Here is a 21,581-nt window from a genome sequence, read left to right on the forward strand (position 1 = left end):
GGTCAGGCTTCCTTTCGTGTGCTGAGGCCGGCGAGGCGGGCCAGGGCGAGAGCGAGTTCCTCGACCCGGAGCGCGAGGTGGACGCTGGTGGGCAGGTCGGCGGGGTGCTGGCCACGCAGTCGGGCGTCGGTGGCCGCCCACATGGCGGTGAAGGGGTCACCGAACTCGGTGGTCGTGCCGGCGGCGGTCGTCAGCCGGGTGGTGGCGGCCGGCTCGTAGGGGCGGGCGAAGTCGATCGTGGCCGCCTGGGCGTTGTCGGCGAGGTGGATCTGCTCGCGGAAGACACCGTCGGGTGTGGCTGTGATCACCAGGGTGAAGGGTTCGCCCGCCGGGCCGTGCAGCGTGGCGTGCACGGACTGTCCGGCCGGGTCGAGCGTGCACGCCGTGGCGGTGGTGCCGGGTACGGCCAGGACGAGTGCGGTCAACAGGTGGTAGCCCTGCCAGAGCAGGATCTGCAGAGCGGTGACCTGATGGGGTTCCAGGTCGTCGGGCACGGGCTGGGGCGGGTCCTGGTCGAAGGTGTACGGGGTGAAGCCGGCCGGGAGCAGGCGGCGGCGGGCGGCCGCATCGAGTCCGTCGGCTTTCACCAGCCACCCGCCGTGCGGCTCGGGGACCTGGGCGAGCGCGGCGTGCAGTGCTGGGTCGTGGGCACGCATCGCGCCGACCTCCAGCAGCAGGCCCGACTTCGCTGCCCGGGCGGCGAGTCTGCGGGTGCGCGAGACATCGAGGCAGACCGGTTTCTCGGTGACGACGTGGACGCCTGCGTCCAGCGCCTCCTCGATGAGACCCTCGTGGACCCCGGTGAGGACGACCACGACGTCGGCGTCCTGCAGCAGATCACCGGCCCGGGCGGCAGCGCGCGGGATGGCGAACCGGGCCCGTGCGGCGCGGGCGCGTTCCGGGTCACGGTCGGCGACCGAGATCACCTCGAACGCGGCGGAGGCTGTGAGGACGGGGAGGTGGAGGCCGAAGGCCGCGGCGCCGCACCCGGCGACCGCGACCCGCCACGGCCGGTGGACCGTGGCGTCGTGGGTGGGGGTCATCGGCGTGCCTCCGGGTGAGTCCAGCAGCGGGTGGCGGCGTGGTGGGACAGGCGGGCGATCTCGCCTGCGGGCAGCGCCCGCAGCTGCGGGTTGAACAGCTCCACCGACAGCGGCCCCTCATATCCGCACGCCGTGAGCGCGTCGGCGAACGTGTTCCAGGACAGGGCGCCGTCGCCGGGGAACAGGCGTTGGCCGTCGGTGAGTTCACCGGCATCGGTGCCGGCCGGGATGTCGGCGATCTGCACGTGGGTGATCCGGCCGGGACCGAGCGCGGCCAGGTGCGCGGGGTCGGATCCGGCGGCCGCCCAGTGGAAGGAGTCCACCAGCACTCCGGCATTGCGGGCCCCGGACTCCTGCAGCAGTGCGGCGAGTTGGGGCAGCGTGTCGAGCACGGGGTGGGGGCCGTCGAGTTCGGCGGGCAGGTCGCTGCGGACGCTGACCGCTTCGACAGCGAGCCTGATCCCGTAAGGGGCGGCCGTGTCGGAGAGGTCACGGATCCGCTGCGCCGCCAGGGCCCGGGCGGGTCCGGATGGGAGGGAGGAGCGGGGGTTGAGGACCGTGGTGGCCACGGTGCATCCCAGGTCGGCCATGGCTTTCAGCCGCCGGTCGAGTCCGGCGAGGCAGGCCCGGTAGGTGTCCGGGTCGACCAGCAGCGGGGCGGGCAGGACGTCACCGGCGGGCAGGATGCCGCTCGCTGCGGCCACCGTGAGGCCCAGTTCCTGAAGCAGATTCCGCAGCGCGGGGATGCCGTAGGTCTGAGCCTGCTGGATGGACACCTCGACGGTGGGAAAGCCCGCGCCGGCCGCCAGGGCGAGGAACTGGTCCAGCGGGATCCCGCTCAGGGTGGCCGGGTTGAGGCAGGGCACGAACCGCTCGGCCGCGGGCGGGATACGGGTGGTGGATGCGCTCATGCCGTGGCCAGCTTTCCGTCCAGGAGCTGCTCGCGCAGTACGCCGAGGCCGGCCATGACGTCGTCGATCACGCTGCGGACGATGTCGGCGGGTACGGCCTCGTGGCCCGAGGTCTGCACGATGACCTGCCAGGGGTCGGTCAGGTCCCGGCCCGACTGGGAGACGAGAGCGACCGCGCAGTCCAGCCCGGTCTGCTCGTGCAGGCGGCGTGAGGCGTCGGCGGCCGCCAGGTTGTAGAGCTTGCCGACGTGGTAGACGGGGTTTTTGCCGGACACGCCCTCCGCGGACCAGGGCCGGAACATGCTGATCACCCCGTTGGCCCGGTTGCCGCGGCCGACGACGCCTTCGTCGCCAGACTCGATGGAAGATCCGGTGGCTGTCAGGTACAGCTCGGGCCGCTCGTCGACGTCGCGGGTGTTCACGGCGACCCGCACCCGGTGTCCTGGCGCGATCTGTGCCGCGAGCTCCCCGATCAGGTCGCGGGCCTGGGCCCGGCGGGCGATGTAGGTGTCCAGGTCCGGAGTCTCACGGGCGATCTGCGGCACGCACGCGGTCACCTGCACAAGGCCGGCGTGCCGAACGACCATGATCTTGATGTCCGTGCCGTAGTAGGGGTGCGCGGCGCGGAAGGCCTCCCCGGTCAGGTGGGACTCGATACCGAGGGCGAGCTGCTCGGCCGTCCCCAGCGGCCAGTAGGCGACCCCGGCGCTGCTGTCGTTGGAGAACAGGCGGTGCCGCTCGGCGAGGTCGTCGAGGCTGCGCGGCGCGAACCACCGCTGGCGGGAGGCTTCGCGCTGTGCGGTGTCGGGGCCGCTGACGGCGCCGGGGCTTGAGGCCTGGGTGAGCCGGGGCCGGACCTCGACCCATCGCTCGACGTCCAGGCGTGGCAGAGCTCCGGCGAGGTAGTCCTTCGCGGCGGTGGTGATGATGTCGTCGACCGGGATGGTGTGGTCGCCCAGAGCGCTGGTGATGCGTCCGTTGACCAGGACCTGGACAGGCGCGGTGAGCTCGCCATGGCTGAAGCGCACGTCGGCCGCGCCGCCCAGCAGGGAGAGCTTGTCGGTGTTGTGGTGCAGGATCGCCCCGAACCTCTCCAAGCAGTAGCGGCTGTAGGCGCGGGAGATCGCCTCGGCGGTCCCGTCGGCGAGGGTGTCGGGGTGACCGGTTCCCTTCCGTTCGACGACTTCCACGCCTTGCGGGGCGGAAGCCGGGGGGAGGCCGGTCGTCGTGATCACGTCCATGAGTCGGTGGTCTCCTTCGTCGCGGGAAGCTGGGCCAAAGCGATGGGGCGGCGGCCGCGCAGGCGCAGGCGGGTCCGCTCCAGGTGGTAGGCGCCGATCCGGGCGAGGTCGCGGGCGCCTTCGACCGCGCGAGAGCGGTCCAGGAACGTCCACCCGGCGGCGAGATTGATGCACGCGCCGTGAAGGGCTGCTCGGCCGGCCTGGATCGCGGCGGGCTCCACCCTCACGCTCAGATGCATCCGGGCCACGCACACGCCGTGCCCGGCGCCCTGGCGCAGGAAGTAGGGCAGCGTGGTCTCTCGCCGGTACACCGGGTGAGACACGAGTGCGTCCGGCTCGATCAGGGTGGTGTGGCCGGCCTGGCGGGCCCGGTCGATGAACTCGAGGTCCTCGCAGTCGCCCATCCACCGGCCCCGCCGTCCCAGGTCGGTCCGGAACAGTCCGATGTCCAGGGCGGTCTGGCGGTGAAAGAGCAGGTTGCAGCCGGTGACCCAGTACGGCCACACGGCCACCTCCCGGCGGTTGGGCCAGTCCACGGCGCCGTGACACTCGCGCAGCGACTGGGTCAGCGTCACGGCCTGGCCGCCGGGGTACTCCACGGTGGTCCGGCCGCCGACCGCGAAGACCTGCTCCTCCTCGATCGCGGCGAGAAGGGCTTGCAGCCAGTCGGGATCGGGGGTGATGTCGGGGTCGGTGATGGCGACGTAGGGGCCGCGCGCCGCGCAGATGCCGCGGTTGCGTCCCGCACTCAGGCCCGGCGTCGGCTCGTACAGGACCCGGACGGTGAACGGCCAGTTGCCGTCACGGATCGCGTCCTGGATCGGGCGGATGGGGCCGGGCCGGTCGTTGTCGACCACGACCGCCTCGAACTGTGCGGTCGGCAGGGTCTGCTGCGCCAGTGCGTCCAGCAGCTTGCGGATCTTGCGGGTGTTGCCGCAGGCGCTGACAACGACGGACACCTGCGGTGACTCGGTCTGAGACATGGGGCTCCCTTCTCACACGGATGGGGGATGGGATGCGCAACATGTCACCGCCAACACCCCGTGCCGGGGAAGGAATTTGATGTTGCGGAGGTGTTGCGGACCCTGCTCCGACGTCCTGCGCCGGTCTGCTGACGAGGGATAAAGTTGCTGGTCACAAGGGAGATTGCGCAGGAGGGGGAACGCGATGTCCGACCCGCTGTTACGGCATCCGCTGGCCGTGCTGCGTGCCGACCTGGGGCTGACCGCAGCTCAGTACCTGGACCGGCTCGACGACGTCCACTACGCGCTGGGATACGGCCGGATGGCCAAGGGCCGGCAGAAGATCAGCCGGTGGGAGAACGGCGTCAACTCCCCCGACCTGCACGCCCGGTACGCCATGGCCCGCCTCCACGGCATCCGTCGCGAAGCCGTCGACGAACTCGGATGGCCGGCCTTCCTCCTGCAGTCCTTCTCCGATGACCGCCCCGTTCTCGACAGCCCCTGGACCCTGGCAGGTACCGTGGCAGCAGTAGCCGCTGCCGCTCGGGGAGGCTCCATGCAGGATCGACGGGGATTTCTCATCGCCAGTGGCGCAACGCTGAGCGGACTAACGGCCAACTGGAGCCTCACGCTCACCCAGCCGGCCGCCGCGGCCCCGGCAAGCGCATCCCCTTCAGGCGCGCGCCTCACACCGGCGCTGCTCGACACCCTCGAACAGCGCCTGGACGACCTGCGGCGGCTCGACGACGTCCTAGGCGGAGCACGGCTGCGTCAGACAGCCATCGCCGAATACGAACTCCTCAACGAACTGGCCTCGAACACCGGCCAGCACGGGCCCCTCGAACACCGGCTCCTGTCCCTCCTGGCCGAGTCCGCCCGCATGTGTGGCTGGCTGCAGTTCGACGCGGGCCGTCACGCACGCGCCCAGCGCTTCTACATCACCGCGCTCCGCGCCTCCGCCAGCGCGGGCGACCACCAGGCCGGCGCGAACACCCTGGCGTTCATGGCCATCCAGGTCTACTCCGAAGGCAACCCGCACGACGCGGTCAAGCTGGTGCGCGCCGCACAGGAGGCCACCACACACAGCGCCACCCCGCGAGTGAAGTCGATGCTCCACGCCCGTGCCGCCCGAGCCCTGTCCAAGACCGGCGACCGCGCAGCCTGCTGGCACGAGCTCGACGCCGCCCGGACCCAGTACGCTTGCGGGCCGCACGAGAACGACCCGCCGTGGTCGTACTGGCTGAACCCGGGCGAGATCGAGATGCTAGCCGGCTCCTCTGCGCTCGACCTCCACGACCCGCGCCGCGCCCTGACCCACTTCGAGCACGCGCGCACGGCACGGTACGAAGCCGACGGATACGTGCGCGACCACGTCCTATATCTCACGCGCACGGCGCGCGCGCACCTCCAGCTCGGCGACCTGGACGCCACGTGCGCCGTCGCGTCCAACGCCCATGCGCAGAACGCCATGCTCAGCTCAGCCCGCCCGACCGATGCTCTCGACGACCTGCGCGACGAGCTCCTCCCCCACCAGCACGTACGAGCGGTGAAGGAATTTCTGCAGCTCAGCGCATAGCGCACCAGAAGCAGGAAGGAAATAGGTGCGTGGGCTGTTTGCGGGCCGTGGCCACGCGGGGTGCGGCTGCCGTTACGAGGCGGCCGAACCTGTGCCGCCCGCCTGCTGCTCCCGGAAGGCTTTCAGCAGCGCTTGGTGAGTCTCCTCGACCCGATCCGGGTCTCGCTTGTGTTCACGGACCCCATCGGCCTCGTCCATCATCGCGCTGAATGCCCGCTGGCGGGCGTCCTCCCGCGGTTCCCGGCCCTTCAGCTTGAGGAGTTCCGCGAGGGCGAACAGCACCGCGTCGTCCCCGGTTGGGACGACCTGACCGGCTGCAGCCTGCTCAAGCATCAACTCGGTACGGTCGGCGTCGAACTGCTCATTGGCTTCCCACTCCCCGACCGCAGCACTGAGCGCCTCGTCATCAAGCCACTCTTCCCGCACTCTGCGCCCCCTTCTCCAATACGTGGATGCTATGCGCAAGCGCTCGACGCCTCCAGTGCTGCTGAAAGGCCATCGGCGGTCTGGATCGCGGGCCCAGACCCGGGACCGGGGTCGCTCGGTTCCGAGTCCCAGCGGGTGCTGCACGGGAGTCTGGCTACCGACTATCCCTCTTCGGGCTCGCGCAGCACCGGCTCGTAGGTCCTCCTGGTCATCGCGCTGCGTCGTTGCTGTTGACGTCGGGCGAGTTCGTCTCGGAGGGCGGGCCGGGTCTGCTCGGCGTAGCGCCGCCAGGCAGGGGCGTGGTGGGCGCGGTCGCGGAGCTTCGCCTCGTACCGCGTCCCGTCATCCGTACGCAGGTGGGTGGCTGGGCGTTGGGTACGCTTCTGGCCAGCAGGCTTTGCGCTGCGCAATACCGTCGAGCGAGCCATCAATCGGCTGAAACAGCACCGGGCCGTGGCCACCCGCTACAACAAGCGCCCTGGTGGAGGTGGTTCGGGAGGTGAGGGCTTGGGCCGCTCGCGCGGTGGGTTCACCACCAGACTCCACCTGAGCGCGGACGGCCGCTGCCGCCCACTGTTTCTGATCGGGGACGCACGCTGCTGAGGATCTCGGTCAGGGGGCTGCCTTTCGGCACGGTGAGTTCCTCAGGTGCGTCCGGAGGCGAATGCAAGGACAGCTGCCAGGACAGAGAGGGCGGCGAGGGCGAGGAAGAGTCTGTAATGCGTGTGCCAGACAGCCCAGCCTTTCCCGCTGAAAGGACGTCGCGCGCTCCGGCGCGAATCGTGCCCGCCAGGCCGAAGCCTCGCCCCGCGCCAGCCGGTCGGGTCCCAGGGAGTGCGAATGGGCCCGGATCGCATGGATCCGGGCCCTCTTCAGCAGTAGCGGGGACAGGATTTGAACCTGCGACCTCTGGGTTATGAGCCCAGCGAGCTACCGAGCTGCTCCACCCCGCGTCGGTAGCCCCCACCGTACGCCATCACAGCCGCTGCCGAAGACCATCGCCTGACGCAGGGCTTCTACGCAGCGAAGCCGATGTTGGTGACGTACTCGTACTGGCCCCACTGCGAACCCAGGTCGACGATCGTGTCCTGCCACGCCTCGTCAGGCTCTGGTGGTCGCATGCCGCCCAAGAGCCGACGACGCGGTCCCAGCGGCGCACGTTCATCGTCCGGTACTCCACCACACGCTGCAGCCGCTGCGGCACCTGGGACTGGTTGAGCGGGTGGATCTGCACTCGCGTACCGCGTCCGTCGCGGTTGAGGCGCCTAAAGCCGGCATGGAGCTGCGCTGGGTCGCGCTGGAGGACGCGGTAGCAATGTGCGGCGATGGTCGGATCACCAAAGCTGGCACCCTCACGGCGGTCTTGCTGACCGCGCAGCGCGCCGCCGCCTAGCCCAAGTCCTTGCCCCGCGGGCCTCGGATGCCCGTCGGACAGACACAGCTGCTGGAGTGTCGGCGTTTCGGCCAATCCGTCACCGGCCGTGTGCTCTGGCGCGGCAAGGGTCGGTGCAGAGCGCACCTTCGAAAATCCGCTCAATTCCGGGGTACGCAACCCGTCCGAAAGTGCAGGTGTCCGAAATCGATGCGGCGTCGTTGAGTACGGCAACGCCACCATCACGTCCACGAGGGGGAACTCATTGACGTCCATCGAACGAGGCAACGGTGCAGCCGGGAACCTGCCAAAAGCCGTGGCCGACTCTTCCGCGATTTGCAAGGACCGTCGAGGCGTACCTCAGTCGCCATCCCGGCGAGCGTGACGCCCTGACCGTGCTGCTCGCCGCCCTAGACCGGCCTGTCGACGTGACCGCCCGTACGACGCTGCCCGGGCACGTCACCTGCAGTGCCGTCGTCATCGACCGCGACCGGCGGGTGCTCCACATCGGCCACCGGGCCACGGGACAGCTTCTGCCCCCAGGCGGCCACGTTGAGGCAGGTGACCATACCTTCATGGCCGCGGCTGTACGGGAGGTGTGCGAAGAGGCCGGGCTCCGCCCCGGCGACCTCTGTCTGACACCGCAGTTCCTCGACGAGCCGATCGACGTGGATGTGCATGACATCGACGCCAACCCGGATACAGGCGAGGCCGCTCACCAGCACTTCGACATCCGCTTCGCGTTCTATCTCACCGCCGAGCAGCCGCCCGCACTCGCCCTGCAGGACGAGAGGTCTCCGAGGCCCAGTGGCTCCCGTACGCCGACGTGCGCTCCCCCACACTGCGGGCCAAGCTCCTCGGTGCCGAGCCGCACGGCCTGGACGGCGCCCGGAGCCCGTCAGCGCCACCGCCCTGATCCACGACGGAGCTGGCCGTTACCTCCTTCACCTACGAGATGACCGTGCGGGCATGTGGGAGCCGTGGGTCCTGGCCCTCGTGGGAGGCAAACGGTCGCGGGACGATGCCAGCCTCGAGGCGACACTGCGGCGCGAGCTGGCAGAGGAGACGCCGGGCCTCGTACCCGGCGGGCCTGATGCCTTTCGCCGTCCAGGAGGCGACGATCGTCGACGGCCTGGCGGTACCCATCTGCGTCTACGCCGGGCACTGGAGCGGTGATGCCGAGGCAGTGGATCTCCGCGAAGGTGTCCTGCTGACGTGGTGCACCGTGGACATGCTCGACCGGCTGCGCCTGAGCCCCGGGCTCGGGGACCTGATCCTGCGCCACGCGGCCGAGCTCCCCGCGGCCGAGGGACCGCCGGACGGCACCGGCCCGCTTGCCGACGAGGCTCCGCCAGGGACCGAGCTGCACATCGTCGGCGTGCACCTCCATCTCCAGGACGACCAGGGCCGGATCCTCCTCGGCCTGCGCCACCCGGACTCCGCGTATGCGCCGGACACCTGGCACTTCCTGGCCGGCCACTGCGAGCGGGAAACGGCGATCGACTGCCTCGTAAGGGAAGCGAAAGAGGAAGCGGGCCTCACCATCGAGCCCGAGGACGTCGAGCTCGTCCACACGGTGCACCACGTCGATTCCCCCGACGCCCGGCCGAGGATCGCGCTCGTCTTCCAGGCCCGCTCCTGGACCGGCGACCCGGAAGTCTTGGAACCCGACCGGTGCGTGGAGTGGCGATGGTGGAAGCCGCAGGACCTTCCAGCCGCAGTCGTGCCGTACACCCGCCGGGCGATCGACGGAATCCTTCATGGGCGTCCGTACTCCGAGCAGGGCTGGGGCGAGTGATGAGCACTGTGGACAGTCCCGCCGCCGGCCCGGCCGACGAGGCCACGCCGACGGATGCGGAAGCGGACCCAGCCGCCGCGCGGGCAGCGATGGTCGCGCGGCTTGAGAAGGAAGGGTCTCTACGGCTGGGCGCGGTCCGCGACGCCCTCCTCACGCTGCCCCGCGAGGTGCTGATGCCGCAGGCGTACGTACGGCGCAGCGGCCCGGGCGAGGAGCCGCCACGGTGGAATCTGCTGGACTGGTCGGTGCCGCAGGACCGCCCAGAGCTGCTCGGACTGCTGTACGACGGGGCCAGTGTGCTCATCCAGCACGACGGGGAGCAGCTGCTGGGCCGGGCGCGCGGGACGCGGTCGGGGGCGTCGATCACATCGATGTCGACAGTGATGGGCCTGACCGTCGAGCTGCTGGAGGAGCTGGATCTGCGCCCGGGCCTGCGGGTACTGGACGTCGGGACGGGCGCGGGGGTGACCGCCGCGGTGGCCTGCCAGGTCTGCGGCGACCAAGGGGTGGTCACCCTCGACCGGGACCGGCACCTCACCGACGCGGCCGCCGCCCGCCTGGCTGATCTCGGCTTCCGGCCGCAGGTGGTGTGCGGGCCAGGCGCACAGGGCGTGCCGGGACGGGAGTTCGACCGGATCTTCGTGTCGTACACGGTGGAGTGCGTGCCAACGGCCTTGGTCGAGCAACTCGCTCCCGGCGGCACACTGCTGACGCATGTGACCAGCGCGTCCCCGTCGTGGCCCGGCCTCGCCGTCGTCCGGCGCACTACCGGCGGGCATGTTACGGCGGAGCTGCGGGCCGTGGGGTTCGCCCACCGTGCCGGGCACGGCATGGCGCGGATCTGGCTCAGCGAGGAACTCCGGCAGCGCATGGCCACCGAGCCCGGCACGTGGACCCAGCGGAGCAGGCTGACGCCGCCCGCGGACAGCGACCGCGGTTTCTGGCTGGCGGCCGACCATCTCCTCGGAGGTCTGGTGCGGGACTTCGGCTCTGAGCATCTCGCGATCGCCGCACCCGGCTGCGGATCCTGGATGCGCGCGGAGCCGGTGGGCCGCCAGCGCTGGAGCGTCACCGTCCAAGGGCCGCGGGACATCTGGAAAGAGATCCACGACCTCGCCGACCGGTGGCGGGCTGCACGCTCCCCCGACCGCTACCGCCTCTCCTTCGACGCGGACGGCGGGCAGCGCGCCTCGTCCCGGTGTGGACGCTTGTCCTGGCAACTACCCGCCCCCCACCCGCTCGATGGACGAGCCACCTCGTGACCTCACCGACAGGAGAACCCTGGTAAACGCCGCACCCGCCACCACGGCCAATCCGTCCTCTGCTGCTGGGCGAGTACCGGTGCGCGCGGCGACGACTGCTGATGCAGTGGGCATCATCCGGATGCGCTCCGCAATGTCCGGTCCTCACCCTGGGACGAGGCGTAGATCGGGCGGTCCGCAGGCGAGCTGGCGCCCCGGCTGGCTCCGGCGGCCGACGCGCGGGCGTTTGTCGTCGACGCCCCGGACGGCACGATGGCCGCCGGCGCCCTGGGCCTGATCCACCCTGTCCTGTCGGCCCCCGCCTGGAGACCCCAGAAACCAGTCAGGGGCCTGATCCACGATGCGGATCAGGCCCCTGGCCTAGTGTTTAGTTGTCGGGTGGCGGGAGATGGAACCACGACCTCATCGTCCCGAAGCAACTTAAGTGGCGCCTGACCTTGAAACTGGTGGGGTTATCACCTGGGCTGATGGTCCGCAGCCGTCCGCGCTCGTCCGCTGTTGTCACGTAGATGGGCTCTCACCCCGGACCGCTGACTCACTGCTTGCGGCGATTGCGCGCCTTTCCCACGGGTCAGCATCCAGGGTGAGTGGTACAGACGTGGAGGCCACGAAGAGGGGCTCTCTTCAGCCCGGCCGGGATCTCGGGTAGGAACTCAAAGAGCCCCTGTTTTCCGCAGGTGGCCGAGGTGGCGGTCAACCTGTGCAACCTCCTCTCGGGAAAGGGCTGTAGGGGCCCACTGTCGGGCATCGCCGTGGGCGATGAACTCTTCGGGCAGCTCGATCCCGTAGTGCTGCACGTAGTCAGCCGCGTCGAGTCGCCAGAAGAATCGCCCGTCGCTCATGATTGCGGTGCCGCCGGGCCGGGAGAACTTGTTACCCAAGACGTCCTCCGAGAATCCCATCAGGGCGATGATGGGGGTGCCGGAGCGAAGATACTCGACGATCCTTGCCCGTTCCTCTTTAGGGATGGCGCCCACCCGCTGTCGGAGCTCGTTGGCATTTTCCGAAAAGGCGGACTGGCTCGCGATCGTGCCGAATACCCCCAAGGGGGCGATATTTGTCATGCAAATCTTCCAGACCGTAGGTGCGACCTCTTCGGCGGAGAGAAGAAGGTCCGCCTGCCCGCCGAAGAGTGGCGCCATCACAATATTTCTAGCCGCATCCTACTGGCTACCGCATTCCCCAGGGCACGGGATCACCTTGGGAACCGTTCGGCCACTCGCGCACGGTACCCGCGACGGGATCGAGGTCCACCTGATGCTTACTGGCGCCAGTGATCTTTACTCCCATAGCTTCCGCGAGCTCTTCAGCGGAACCGCATGCGGCATGGCAGGAGACGATCTGAATGGGGCCTCCCTTGTAACTCGGATTCTCTCGGACGAGCTGGGCGATTTGCTCGGGATGGGTGATAAAGCCGTCCACTCGGAAATTGCCAGCCTCGTCCCCGTGGACAATCACGTCGTGCCCCTTGGCGCCGGTCGATCGCATAAAATTCTGGATCGTGTTGGCGTCGTCGCCGATGGCTGTGGCGGTCTCGCTGTATCGGACTTTACTGCCAGCCCAAGTGAAAGAGGCGCCAGCAGCCCCCGCTGTCAGGCTTCCGCCGGACGCGCCGCCGGTCGCCATCTCAGCGATTTCCGCGGCACAGGCCGGCGCCGTGGCCAGGCATCCCTCGCCCACGACGATAGCCACCGGAGCGGTGGCCACTACCGCGGCCACACCTGCGACAACACCCAGAACGATCTTCTGCCAGGTTGCGAGCTTCGGCGTATCGGGAAGGTCGTTAGCCTTCGCGTCGTAGTAGGGGTTCGTTCCCATCGCCCAGCAGGATCTGCACTGCGATCCGTCTCTTCGCTCGGGCTTCGGATCTGGTCCCTTCTTGAACAGGACCTGCGCCGATTTGTGGCCGCCCTCCGTGTGGACTGTGACGGTCATGGTGCCACTGCCGGTGCCGCCACCCGCCTTCTGGTACTGGAATGTCTGGCTGTAGGTGTCGGTGGAGACGTATGTCCATCCGTTTCCGTCCCGCTCGGGCGTGTCAGTGATCTTGTGTAAGTCACCTGGTTTCATTGGATGCTGAGCCGGTCCTCGAAGAACAGTGAGAACTGGTTCAGTGCCTCTTTCCAGTGTGCGGCGACGTGGTTCGCGTCGCGCGCTTTGGGGTTGATCTGCTCGCGGACTGCGAGGTAGAGAACCTTCAACGCGGCCTGTTCCGAGGGGAAATGGCCGCGGTTGCGGGTGGCCTTGCGGAGTCGCGAGTTGATCGACTCGACCATGTTCGTGGAGTAGACCACCGTCCTTATGGCTGGTGGGAACGCCAGGTAGGGCGTGAACTCCGGCCAGGCAGACCGCCAGGTCCGGACCATCGCCGGGTAGCGTTGGCCCAGGTCAGAGGCCTCGAGGTTGTCGAGAGCCTGTTCGGCGGCCTGTTGGGTCGGAGCTGCATAGATCGCTTTGAGGGCCGGCATCAGTTTGGGGTGGTCCCGCGCCGATGACAGTCGCAGCGAGGCTCTGGTCAGGTGGATCACGCAGGTCTGGACGGTGGCCTTGGGCCAGGTCGCGGTGATCGCGTCGGGCAGGCCTTTCAGGCCGTCGCAGACGACGATGCAGACGTCCTCGATGCCGCGGTTCCGCAGCTCGGACAGCACTGCCATCCACGTGGTGGCGCCCTCGCCCTCGGAGCCGACCCATAGGCCCAGGACGTCTTTGCGGCCGTCCATGTCGACTCCGACGGCCAGGTAGACCGGTTTCGAAGTCACCGACCCCGAGCGGATTTTCACCCACAATGCGTCGATGTAGATGATCGGCCAGACAGCATCGAGGGGTTTGTTCTGCCAGGTCACGAGCTCGTCGATCACGGCGTCGGTGACCTTGCTGATCAGGTCGGGGCTGACCTCGACGTCGTAGATCTGGGCCAGGTGGCAGCGGATGTCGCGCACGCTCATGCCGCGTGCATAGAGGGGGAGGATACGGTCGTTGAACCCGGCGAGCCGACGGGCATTCTTGGGGACCATGCGCGGTTCGAAATCGCCGTTGCGGTCCCGTGGAACCGCCAGCGTGACCGCCCCTGCGTCGGTGAGGACGGTCTTGGGCGAAGTCCCGTTGCGGGAGTTCCCTGAGCCGCGACCTGCCCGATCTCCGCGTTCGTAGCCGAGGTGTTCGCTCATCTCGGCTTCCAGGGCCCGCTCCAGCACGGCCCGGGTGATCTCCGTCAGCAGCCCGCCCTCACCGAGCAGGGCCGCCCCGGAGGCGTCAGCCTTGTCGAGCAGTCGCTCGACGACCTCGTCAACCATCTCGTCGTCGGCCACGGATCCGGCCGCTTCGTCTTTGTCTGCCATGACTCGTCCGATCCGCCCGGCCCAAGGGCCCGAGGCCGAGCCCCGGGCCAGGCTGTCACATCACGGACTTACACGATCTTTCAGACACGCTCTCCCGCTCCAGGCGGTCGACAGTGCTTCCGCCGTGGCCGTCACTGCACCCGTGCTCGCAGGGCGTGACAGGCCGCAGGCCGGTGGGGTCGGACAGGGTGACGGGAGTGTTGTTGGCGTAGGAGTAACCGTTGAGGGACTCGTGGTCGCTGGGGGCGAGAATGGGGTCGGCGGAGAGGAAGCGTCCACTGGCTGGGTCGTACTCGCGGGCGCCAATGTGGGTGAGTCCGGTGTCTGCGTCGGCGGGTTTGCCGAGGAAGCCCTTGTCGTCGGGCCACGTCGACGGTGTCGTGCCGCGTGTCTCGCCGAAGGGCTTGGTGTAGCGGCGGGTAACGGCCTGGGTGGTGGCGTCCACGGTCATGGAGGCGGTGCCGTGGTGGTCGTCGACCATCCAGGACAGGCCGGTCTCAGTGCGGACGGCGGTGGCGTCGCCAGCTGGGTAGTAGCGCTGGGCGGTGAACTTCTTGGCGGCCGTGTCGTAGTGGAGTTCCTGACCGGCCAGGTAGAGGACAGTCTTGGCGGGGCTGCGGCGGATCAGGAGTTCGCCATTGGCGTCGTACAGGTAGTCGGTGGTCTTGGTGCCTTCAGTGAGACGGCTGAGCTCTCCTTCAATGTGCGCGAGACCGCGTTCACAATCCAGGCCGTGGTGTTGCGGGCGTAGCTGGTCCGTACGCACGACTCGTCACCGGATTTGGCGGCGTCGCCGCTGTCTTCCACCGTGATCGGCATGCCGTACGTAGTGTCGTACGTGGTCTTCTGGGTCACAGTACGGGTGCCGCTGGAAGTCTTGGTACGGGTGACGGTCTCACCGGCCTGGACGATCCAGGCGTCGGTGGTGCCCCAGGTGTAGGCGTGGCTGCCGGTCTTGTGGGACCAGGGAGTGTTGATGGTGCCGCTGAGTTCTTCGGTGTCGTCGTAGACGATGGTCTCGCGGACGAAGCCGGCGTACTGACGAGAGTCGTCGATCGCAGCTCCGGTGGAGTCAGTGACCTTAGCCACGCGGGCGGTGCCGTCGAGTTCCTTCTCGCCGTTCAGGCTACGCATGTAGAGGGTGAGCTTTTTCGAGCGTGGTCCCTCGGAGTTGCCTGAGGTCTGAACGACCTTGCCGTAGCCGCGCCACTGCGACCAGGTGCGGTTGGACGCCTTGGTCAGGCCCTCGTCGTCGGAGTACGCCCAGCCGGCGCCGCCCTGGTAGTCGTAGTACGTCTCTCCGGTGTCGGCGTGTCCGTACGGGTCGTCCCGGAGGACGGAGGTGACTACGTACTTGTGGGACCAGTCTGTGGTTGGAGTCGCGCCGGACTGGGACCACTTGACTGGGAAGCAGCGGCGGGTGTTCTTGTCGACGTCTGAGGGCATGCTGCTGCCCCACACACAGTCGGGGTCGGAGTAGTTGACGGTGAGGGTTGAGCCGGTCTCGGACTTGATCGTGCGCACACGCCACTTGATGTAGCGCAGGGTGTCCGTTCCGCTGCCTTCGACGTGGTTGGACAGCTGGAATCCGCCGAAGACCACGGGGGGCATGACTGCGGTGGTGCCGTTGGCCTTGCCCGTGTTCTGAATGGAGTTCAGCCAAAGGCTTGCCGAGGAGGCGTCACCGGTGTCGGGGAAGCTCTGGTCCAGATGCCAGGTGTCCACGTCACGCTGGGTGGTGCCGGTGCCGCTCCACACCGAGGTGGTGATGTCGGTGAGGCGCTTGCGGGTGAAGAAGGACGGACCGATCTGGGTGGTGCACTTGGTGCTGGCCGCACAGATCATGTCGAAGGGAACGTCTGGCCAGTTCGCCTTGGTGGCCGACGTCAGGCTGGAGCAGCCGCCCGAGGTTACGCAGCGCTCGGCGTAGGTGTAGCGAACCTGCTGGGCGGCTGGTTTCGCGTAGATCAGGTCGCTGCGCAGGCCGTAGTCGATGCGGTTGAGGTAGCCGCCACGGGTGTAACCGGTGCCGTTCACCGTGGTGTCGGCGTTCTTGGAGTAGTAGTTCGTCTCTTTGCTGTACCAGTACGTGGAAGCGTTGCCGTGGGCGTCTACGACGTAGTCCAGGTGCCAGCGCCAAGCCTGGTTGCAGGAGGAATCGGCGAAGCCGCTGGATTTGTAGCAGGGTTCGCTGGCGTCGTCACCGAACACCGGGACGGTCCAGACGGAGTTGGTGACCGGGTCGTCGTCGGCGGTGTCGGTGGTGCCCTTGTCGCTCCAGCCTGGCAGCCGGTGCTTGCCGAAGAAGTACTGGATCCCGGATGCGTCCGTGACCTTCCAGTACTCGGTGTTGTTGTCGCCGTTGCCGGTGGCGCCGGTCTCATGTTCGACGCGGGTGCCGTCCTCGTTCTTCAGCTTCCACGAGCCGCCAGCCGCCTCCGAGAGCGCTGCGGTGTCACAGGCCGCCTTGTCAGCGCACGTGTTGACCAGTTCTACGGCCTTGCCGTTGAGGACCAGGGTGGCATTGCCGTACTTCCAGCACAGGTCGCCCTTGCCGGACTGGCCGTCGTCCTTGCAGGAGCCGTACTTGCGCTCGACGTAGGACTCGGTGGTGGAGAAGCCTTCGCCGATCACCGAGGTCTGGTTGTTCTCGCCTGCTGTACGGCCGTCCACCGAGGCAGAGTTGTAAGAGATCGACAGGTTCGGGGACGGACCCGCCGTCGCGGGGGGAACCCGCAGCGGGTAGTTCCACGTGAAGTCCCCGGTGCTGCCGCCCGCCTCCCAGGTTGCGGTCGGGGACAGCGAGGTGGCGCTGTAATCGCTTCCACCGCCGGAACTGTCGGCCGCCGCCGCCAACAGCATCGGGTGCCGGCCGCGAATGCGCGGGCGGAGACGGTGCCTGTCAGGGCTTGGGACTCCGCGTTATTGTCCGCGCCCGCCACTGGGCTCTGGGTGCGGCAGGACTTCTTCTCTGGAGTGGTCAGCGCACACGCCGGAAGGCTCACCAAGCGCAGACGGGGTCCGAAGTTGCCGCCGTAGACATCGTTGAAGGAGGAGTAGTCCAGGGAGAGGCGGAGTTTGTCGGTGTCACCGGCGGAGTTTGCGGATGCTGCTCCCGCCGGGTCGACGGTGAGCAGGATGCCGTTGACACCCGCCTTCTTCGCGGCCGACTGAGAGTGAATGCTGAGCGCCACCTTCTCGGCCGGGCCGGTGGCCTTCGCCCTCTTCTTGGTCTTCGCCGATTTCACTGCTGCTGAGGCGGGTTCCTGGGCCAGCGTCATGCCGAGTCCGCCGATGGTGATAGCGGCCTTGCCAGTCGCTGCAACCTCGGTGGTGGCCTTCCCAGCCTTCGGCCAGGCGGCTCTCTTCAGCCGCTCACGGGTCTGGCGGGTTGCCGGTGCGGCTTTATCCTTCGGGGCCTTGGACACGCCGGGCTTAAGCACGCCCACCTTGTCGGTCTTCGCCTTGGACCGATGCTCAAGCGGCTTGCGGGCGGCCTGGGACTGAGCCTGCGCAGCGAAGTCATAGCCCGCAGGAACTACGACTTGCGGCAGAAGGGAGAGGGAGGCGACGAGTGCGCCACGGCCGAGCCAGCGACGTATGACTGCCCCTGGCAAACGTGTGCGGAAGGGTGTTGGAGACACGGTTCTTTCCCGTTTTCAGAAATGGAAAGGGACAGGAAGCGCCCGGGCGTCGGTGTCCGCGCCCGAGAACGCCGGAGCTCGACAGCACATCCGCGCAGGTACGCGGGCGATGCGAGCAGAAACGAAACCGAGCAGAAGGGGGCGGGACAGGGCAGGCAAGGAGGCCCGCCCTGTCCCGCCCTGCTCTTACCGCTGTTCGGCGTTGCGCCGGTTGGCGATCGTGTCGGTGGAGGTGGCTCCGGCCCAGACGCGAACGCTGTCGATCGTTCCGGGGAAGTAGCGCGCGGCCGCGCCGTTGATCTTTGCCCGGCCGATCTCGAACGCTCCGCCGCCCTGCCAGGGGGCTGAGTACGGCACGCCGTCCTCGTCACCCATCAGGGCGCTGTCGACGTAGAGCCTGAGCGCGCCAAGCCTGGAAGTGTCTTCCGGGTCAGCTGCTGCCTGGGCGTCATGGACGACCGTCAGCATGACGGGGACGCCCAGTTTGGCCGTGGTGAGCGCGGTGGACTCGCTCTCGGTCCAGACCGCTCCGGTGCCGTCCTTGTCGGGGCGGCCGAATATCCACCGTCCCTGGGTGCTGCCGGCCGGCTGCTCGTACCAGACACCCCAGGAGGACTGGCTCGTGCCCGACTGGCCGAAGACCTGCACCGCGTACGACTTGCTGGTGTCGGCGAGCTTGGCAGGGTCCAGCGTCACCCAGGCGGTCGCGGTGAACGAACCGGAGTCGTCAACGACCGGACCGGTGGCTGTGGCATAGGCGCTGGTGCCGTTCAAACTCGTTGGCTGGCCAGAGGGCGTCCAGGAGATCGAGCCTGGGTGAAGGGTCGACTCAAGATGGAGTGGAGGCCGCACAGCGACTCCGCGGGGACATCCGCTTAGAGGCTGACCTCATGACGCTGCACGGCCCGAACGCCCGGTGCAGCCGTCATCCCTCGGTCGTGGTGCCCTGGTGTTCGTGGCCGGTGTCGAAATAGTGGTCCAGATACGCTTCCTCGTCGAGGGAACTGTCGCGCAGGAGAGAGAAGACCTCATCTCCGTCGTCCGGCCGTCCTTCGGTGGCCAAGCGGTAGCACTGGGCCAGTTCCAGGTAGCGATGGCCGTTTTCCCTAGCATAGGTCCGTGCCTCGCCTTCTGCCCTGGCGATGGCCTGGTCCATCGAGACGGCCTGCCACAGCGTCAGGCGCTCCTCATAGGGCGTGCCCTCCCAGGCGTCCCACTGGAACACACAGCGAACCGCGTACCAGCCCTCCTCGTCTGCCATGGTGATCTCCTTGAATGACACACCACGCTGGGCGTGGTCGACGGCCTGGTGCCCGGGACCTGGACCACCGCCGATTCTCACCGTCGAGAGTCGTCCATGCAATCGCATACTTGCTGTTCAGGTGCTGTCTGCAGGCGGGGCGGCAGGGGGAGAGTTGGAGCAATGCTCGGAACCTGTGGATCGGTGCCGGGAGGAACGCGGAGGGCGTACCTTCCCGAATGATCCCTTGAAGGTCTCCGAGTAGGCCCGCGTTCTAGCGCGCCCGGCGACACCGCCCACCTGAAGCCGGAGGGTCGCCTCCCTCATCTTTCAGTTGAGCCCTGCCTATGCGTGCGATGCGCCGGTCTTCGCTGTTGCGCCCCAGTGCGGTTCCGCCATTGATGTCTGGATGTCGTGCGGCCTTTGTGCGCTGCACAGACACGCCCCGGTCGGTCCTGCCGTAAGGACAGAGCCACGCACATCGACCTCTCCAAACCGTGCTCGTTCCGGAGCCTTGACTGCATTGGTCCGGTCCAATAGCGTCCCCCGCACAGAACTCCACATGGTTCAACACCCAGTTCAACACCCACCAGCCGTCCCCCGCACTCTGATGACGATCCGCTGGTCAGGGAGCGCAAGTCCGGGCGCCCGCCGTGGGCTGCCTGTCCACGGCAACCCTGGTAGCGGGCTTCGCCCTGTTCGTCGTCGTCCAGATCCGCAAGAGCGCGTGCACTGCTCACCGTTGGTGGAGATCACCGGAGACGGCGTAGCGGACAAACACGGTCATGCCTTTTCTTCGGAGGTCAAGACACATGCAGTTATCCCTTGCGAGACCGCGGCGCAGTGGGTGGAAGAGCGTGCTCAGGCTGGTTCCCGTCGTCGCGGTCACGGTGGCGACCACCGTCGTCGGGACGCTGAACGCCGAGGCGGCAGTGCCCACGACGCCGTCGGGCTTCAGCCTCACCTGGAGCGACGACTTCAACGGTGCGTCCGGCACCGGCATCGACCAGAGCCTGTGGAAGTACGACACCGGGCCGGGCAGCAATTTTGGCACCGGTGAGATCGAGACCATGACCAGCAGCACGTCGAACGTCTACTACGACGGCCAGGGTCACCTGGTGCTCCAGGCACTGCACTCCGGTTCCGACCCGCGGGGCGGATGGACCTCGGGGCGTGTGGAGACCCAGTCGGCGGGCTTCGGCGCCCCGGCCGGCGGAGTCGTACGCATCGAGTCCGTCCTCCAGCAGCCGAACGTCACCACCGCCAACGGTGCGGGCTACTGGCCGGCGTTCTGGATGCTCGGCGCGCCGCTGCGTGACGGTGTGACGTGGCCGAAGTCCGGCGAGGTCGACATCATGGAGGACATCAACGGCCGTGGCTCCGTCTTCAGCACGGTCCACTGCGGCGTGAATCCGGGCGGGCCGTGCAACGAGTCGACCGGCCTCGGTTCGGGTGAGCGTGCCTGTTCGGGCTGCCAGACCGGCTTCCACGACTACGCGGCGGAGATCGACCGCTCCGTGTCGCCGGAGCAGATCCGGTTCTACCTCGACGGGAACAACTACTTCGCCGTCAATGCCAACCAGGTGGACGCGACGACCTGGTCCGACGCGATCGACCACCCGTTCTTCATCATCTATGACCTGGCGATCGGCGGCGGCTTCCCGGACGCCTTCGGCGGAGGCCCGAACGCGGCCACGGTCTCCGGCGGCAAGCTGGTCATCGACTCGGTGGCCGTCTACAACAAGGGGCCTGGCTCCGGGGGTGGCGGCGGCGGTTCGGTGACCGGCCAGACGATCACCGGCCCGGGCGGCAAGTGTGTGGACGTGGCGGGTGACGACACCGGCGGCGACGGCACCGCCGTCCAGCTCTGGGACTGCCAGTCGGCGGCCAAGGACCAGCACTGGACCTGGAGCGGCCAGACCCTGCAGACCCTCGGCAAGTGCCTGGACATCGCCGGAGGCAACAGCGCCGGGGGTACGAAGCTGCAGCTCGCCACGTGCAACAACGGCGGCTACCAGAACTGGGTGCGACAGACCGACGGCACGCTACGGAACCCGGCCAGCGGCCGATGCGTCGACTCTCCATCGGGTGCCACCGCGAACGGCACACGGCTCCAGATCTGGGACTGCAACGGTTCCGGTGCCCAGCAGTTCGCCATCGGTGCCCCGGTCTACGGACCGGGCGGCAAGTGCGTGGACGTGGCGGGTGACGACACCGGCGGCGACGGCACCGCCGTCCAGCTCTGGGACTGCCAGCAGGCGACCTCCCTCGACCAGAAGTGGACGTGGAGCGGCCAGACTCTGCGGACTCTCGGCAAGTGCCTGGACATCGCGGGCGGCGTCAACGCGAACGGTACGAAGCTCCAGTTGGCCACCTGCAACGGGGGTGCCTATCAGAACTGGGTCGCCAACGCCGATGGCTCGATGTCCAACCCGACCAGCGGCCGGTGCGTCGACTCGCCGTCGGGTGCCACCGCGAACGGCACACGCTTGCAGATCTGGGACTGCAACAGTTCCGGCGCCCAGAAGTTCGCTCTGGCGTGAGAGGGGACCGCGGCCACCGGCGGAAGCCGGCTGCGGTCAGACTCTGACGGGTCGTCATTCCCCTTGAACCGGGGCTGGGTACGTCGAATGGGGGGGGGGCGCGGCCCGCCGCGCGCGCGGGGGGGGCGGGGCGGCCCGGGGTGCCCGCGGCACCCCCCCCAAACTGGCCCCCGCGCTGCCCCACCACCACCCCCCCCCCCAGACGCTCGCCACGACCACCCCCCC

At 68.3% G+C, this 21,581-nt stretch carries 18 protein-coding genes, 1 tRNA gene and 1 pseudogene; 6 read left to right on the forward strand and 14 right to left on the reverse strand.

Annotated features, from left to right (window positions below; all coding sequences use genetic code 11):
- Nucleotides 1-2: 2 nt before the first annotated feature.
- The 4 genes from ACFXGX_RS24750 to ACFXGX_RS24765 are packed head-to-tail and all read right to left on the reverse strand — an operon-like array spanning nucleotide 3 to nucleotide 4,178.
- Nucleotides 3-1,043: a Gfo/Idh/MocA family oxidoreductase gene (locus ACFXGX_RS24750; RefSeq protein ID WP_384794998.1), complete on the reverse strand. Its 1,041-nt coding sequence runs from the start codon at nucleotides 1,041-1,043 to the stop codon at nucleotides 3-5.
- Nucleotides 1,040-1,954, reverse strand: coding sequence for a sugar phosphate isomerase/epimerase family protein (locus ACFXGX_RS24755; protein ID WP_384795000.1), 915 nt, complete (start codon nucleotides 1,952-1,954; stop codon nucleotides 1,040-1,042). Before ACFXGX_RS24755 ends, ACFXGX_RS24750 begins: the two co-directional genes overlap by 4 nt.
- Nucleotides 1,951-3,195, reverse strand: coding sequence for a methionine adenosyltransferase (locus ACFXGX_RS24760; RefSeq protein WP_384795002.1), 1,245 nt, complete (start codon nucleotides 3,193-3,195; stop codon nucleotides 1,951-1,953). Before ACFXGX_RS24760 ends, ACFXGX_RS24755 begins: the two co-directional genes overlap by 4 nt.
- Nucleotides 3,186-4,178, reverse strand: coding sequence for a glycosyltransferase (locus tag ACFXGX_RS24765; protein WP_384795004.1), 993 nt, complete (start codon nucleotides 4,176-4,178; stop codon nucleotides 3,186-3,188). The genes ACFXGX_RS24760 and ACFXGX_RS24765 overlap by 10 nt, the downstream gene beginning before the upstream one ends.
- 184 nt (nucleotides 4,179-4,362) lie before the next feature.
- Between ACFXGX_RS24765 and ACFXGX_RS24770 the strand changes: the two genes are divergently transcribed.
- Nucleotides 4,363-5,733 (forward strand): transcriptional regulator, encoded by a 1,371-nt coding sequence (locus tag ACFXGX_RS24770; protein ID WP_384795006.1) that lies wholly within the window; start codon nucleotides 4,363-4,365, stop codon nucleotides 5,731-5,733.
- A 72-nt stretch (nucleotides 5,734-5,805) separates the two neighbouring features.
- Here ACFXGX_RS24770 and ACFXGX_RS24775 read toward each other — a convergent pair whose 3' ends face one another.
- The 3 genes and pseudogenes from ACFXGX_RS24775 to ACFXGX_RS24785 all read right to left on the reverse strand — a co-directional run.
- The gene (locus ACFXGX_RS24775) at nucleotides 5,806-6,159 is read right to left on the reverse strand and encodes a hypothetical protein (protein WP_384795008.1); all 354 of its coding nucleotides are present in this window, start codon (nucleotides 6,157-6,159) and stop codon (nucleotides 5,806-5,808) included.
- 879 nt (nucleotides 6,160-7,038) lie between these two features.
- Nucleotides 7,039-7,112 (reverse strand) — tRNA-Met (locus tag ACFXGX_RS24780).
- A 63-nt stretch (nucleotides 7,113-7,175) separates the two neighbouring features.
- Nucleotides 7,176-7,429, reverse strand: a pseudogene (locus ACFXGX_RS24785) (transcriptional regulator); the annotation flags it as partial.
- 599 nt (nucleotides 7,430-8,028) lie between these two features.
- On the opposite strand from ACFXGX_RS24785, the gene ACFXGX_RS24790 reads away from it, so the two are divergent.
- The 4 genes from ACFXGX_RS24790 to ACFXGX_RS24805 are packed head-to-tail and all read left to right on the forward strand — an operon-like array spanning nucleotide 8,029 to nucleotide 10,591.
- On the forward strand, nucleotides 8,029-8,490 hold the full coding sequence (locus ACFXGX_RS24790; RefSeq protein WP_384795036.1) for an NUDIX domain-containing protein: 462 nt from the start codon (nucleotides 8,029-8,031) through the stop codon (nucleotides 8,488-8,490).
- A complete protein-coding gene (locus ACFXGX_RS24795; RefSeq protein ID WP_384795038.1) occupies nucleotides 8,447-8,707 on the forward strand; it encodes an NUDIX domain-containing protein in 261 nt (86 codons plus the stop codon). Before ACFXGX_RS24790 ends, ACFXGX_RS24795 begins: the two co-directional genes overlap by 44 nt.
- Nucleotides 8,625-9,329, forward strand: a complete 705-nt coding sequence (locus tag ACFXGX_RS24800) for an NUDIX domain-containing protein (RefSeq protein ID WP_384795010.1) — start codon at nucleotides 8,625-8,627, stop codon at nucleotides 9,327-9,329. The genes ACFXGX_RS24795 and ACFXGX_RS24800 overlap by 83 nt, the downstream gene beginning before the upstream one ends.
- Complete coding sequence (locus tag ACFXGX_RS24805) at nucleotides 9,329-10,591, forward strand: protein-L-isoaspartate O-methyltransferase (RefSeq protein ID WP_384795012.1); 1,263 nt, start codon at nucleotides 9,329-9,331, stop codon at nucleotides 10,589-10,591. Before ACFXGX_RS24800 ends, ACFXGX_RS24805 begins: the two co-directional genes overlap by 1 nt.
- A gap of 653 nt (nucleotides 10,592-11,244) precedes the next feature.
- Here ACFXGX_RS24805 and ACFXGX_RS24810 read toward each other — a convergent pair.
- The 7 genes from ACFXGX_RS24810 to ACFXGX_RS24840 all read right to left on the reverse strand — a co-directional run bounded on the left by ACFXGX_RS24810 (nucleotide 11,245) and on the right by ACFXGX_RS24840 (nucleotide 18,834).
- Nucleotides 11,245-11,733, reverse strand: coding sequence for a hypothetical protein (locus tag ACFXGX_RS24810; RefSeq protein WP_384795014.1), 489 nt, complete (start codon nucleotides 11,731-11,733; stop codon nucleotides 11,245-11,247).
- A 28-nt stretch (nucleotides 11,734-11,761) separates the two neighbouring features.
- Nucleotides 11,762-12,661 (reverse strand): hypothetical protein, encoded by a 900-nt coding sequence (locus tag ACFXGX_RS24815; RefSeq protein ID WP_384795016.1) that lies wholly within the window; start codon nucleotides 12,659-12,661, stop codon nucleotides 11,762-11,764.
- Nucleotides 12,658-13,929 carry an IS256 family transposase gene (locus tag ACFXGX_RS24820; RefSeq protein WP_384795018.1) on the reverse strand — a complete coding sequence of 424 codons (1,272 nt, stop codon included), beginning with the start codon at nucleotides 13,927-13,929 and terminating at the stop codon, nucleotides 12,658-12,660. The genes ACFXGX_RS24815 and ACFXGX_RS24820 overlap by 4 nt, the downstream gene beginning before the upstream one ends.
- Nucleotides 13,930-13,984: 55 nt before the next feature.
- Nucleotides 13,985-14,410 carry an RHS repeat-associated core domain-containing protein gene (locus ACFXGX_RS24825; protein WP_384795040.1) on the reverse strand — a complete coding sequence of 142 codons (426 nt, stop codon included), beginning with the start codon at nucleotides 14,408-14,410 and terminating at the stop codon, nucleotides 13,985-13,987.
- 143 nt (nucleotides 14,411-14,553) lie between these two features.
- Nucleotides 14,554-16,791 carry a hypothetical protein gene (locus ACFXGX_RS24830; RefSeq protein WP_384795020.1) on the reverse strand — a complete coding sequence of 746 codons (2,238 nt, stop codon included), beginning with the start codon at nucleotides 16,789-16,791 and terminating at the stop codon, nucleotides 14,554-14,556.
- Nucleotides 16,792-17,759: 968 nt separating this feature from the next.
- Entirely contained in the window at nucleotides 17,760-18,347 is a 588-nt protein-coding gene (locus ACFXGX_RS24835; protein ID WP_384795022.1) for a LamG-like jellyroll fold domain-containing protein, read from the reverse strand.
- Nucleotides 18,348-18,498: 151 nt separating this feature from the next.
- Entirely contained in the window at nucleotides 18,499-18,834 is a 336-nt protein-coding gene (locus tag ACFXGX_RS24840) for a hypothetical protein (protein ID WP_384795024.1), read from the reverse strand.
- Between the two features lie 836 nt (nucleotides 18,835-19,670).
- Here ACFXGX_RS24840 and ACFXGX_RS24845 point away from each other — a divergent pair.
- On the forward strand, nucleotides 19,671-21,356 hold the full coding sequence (locus tag ACFXGX_RS24845; protein ID WP_384795026.1) for a ricin-type beta-trefoil lectin domain protein: 1,686 nt from the start codon (nucleotides 19,671-19,673) through the stop codon (nucleotides 21,354-21,356).
- Nucleotides 21,357-21,581 lie beyond the last annotated feature (225 nt).

The organism is Streptomyces sp. NPDC059371 (assembly GCF_042751995.1).
In the GTDB taxonomy this organism is placed as follows: domain Bacteria; phylum Actinomycetota; class Actinomycetes; order Streptomycetales; family Streptomycetaceae; genus Streptomyces.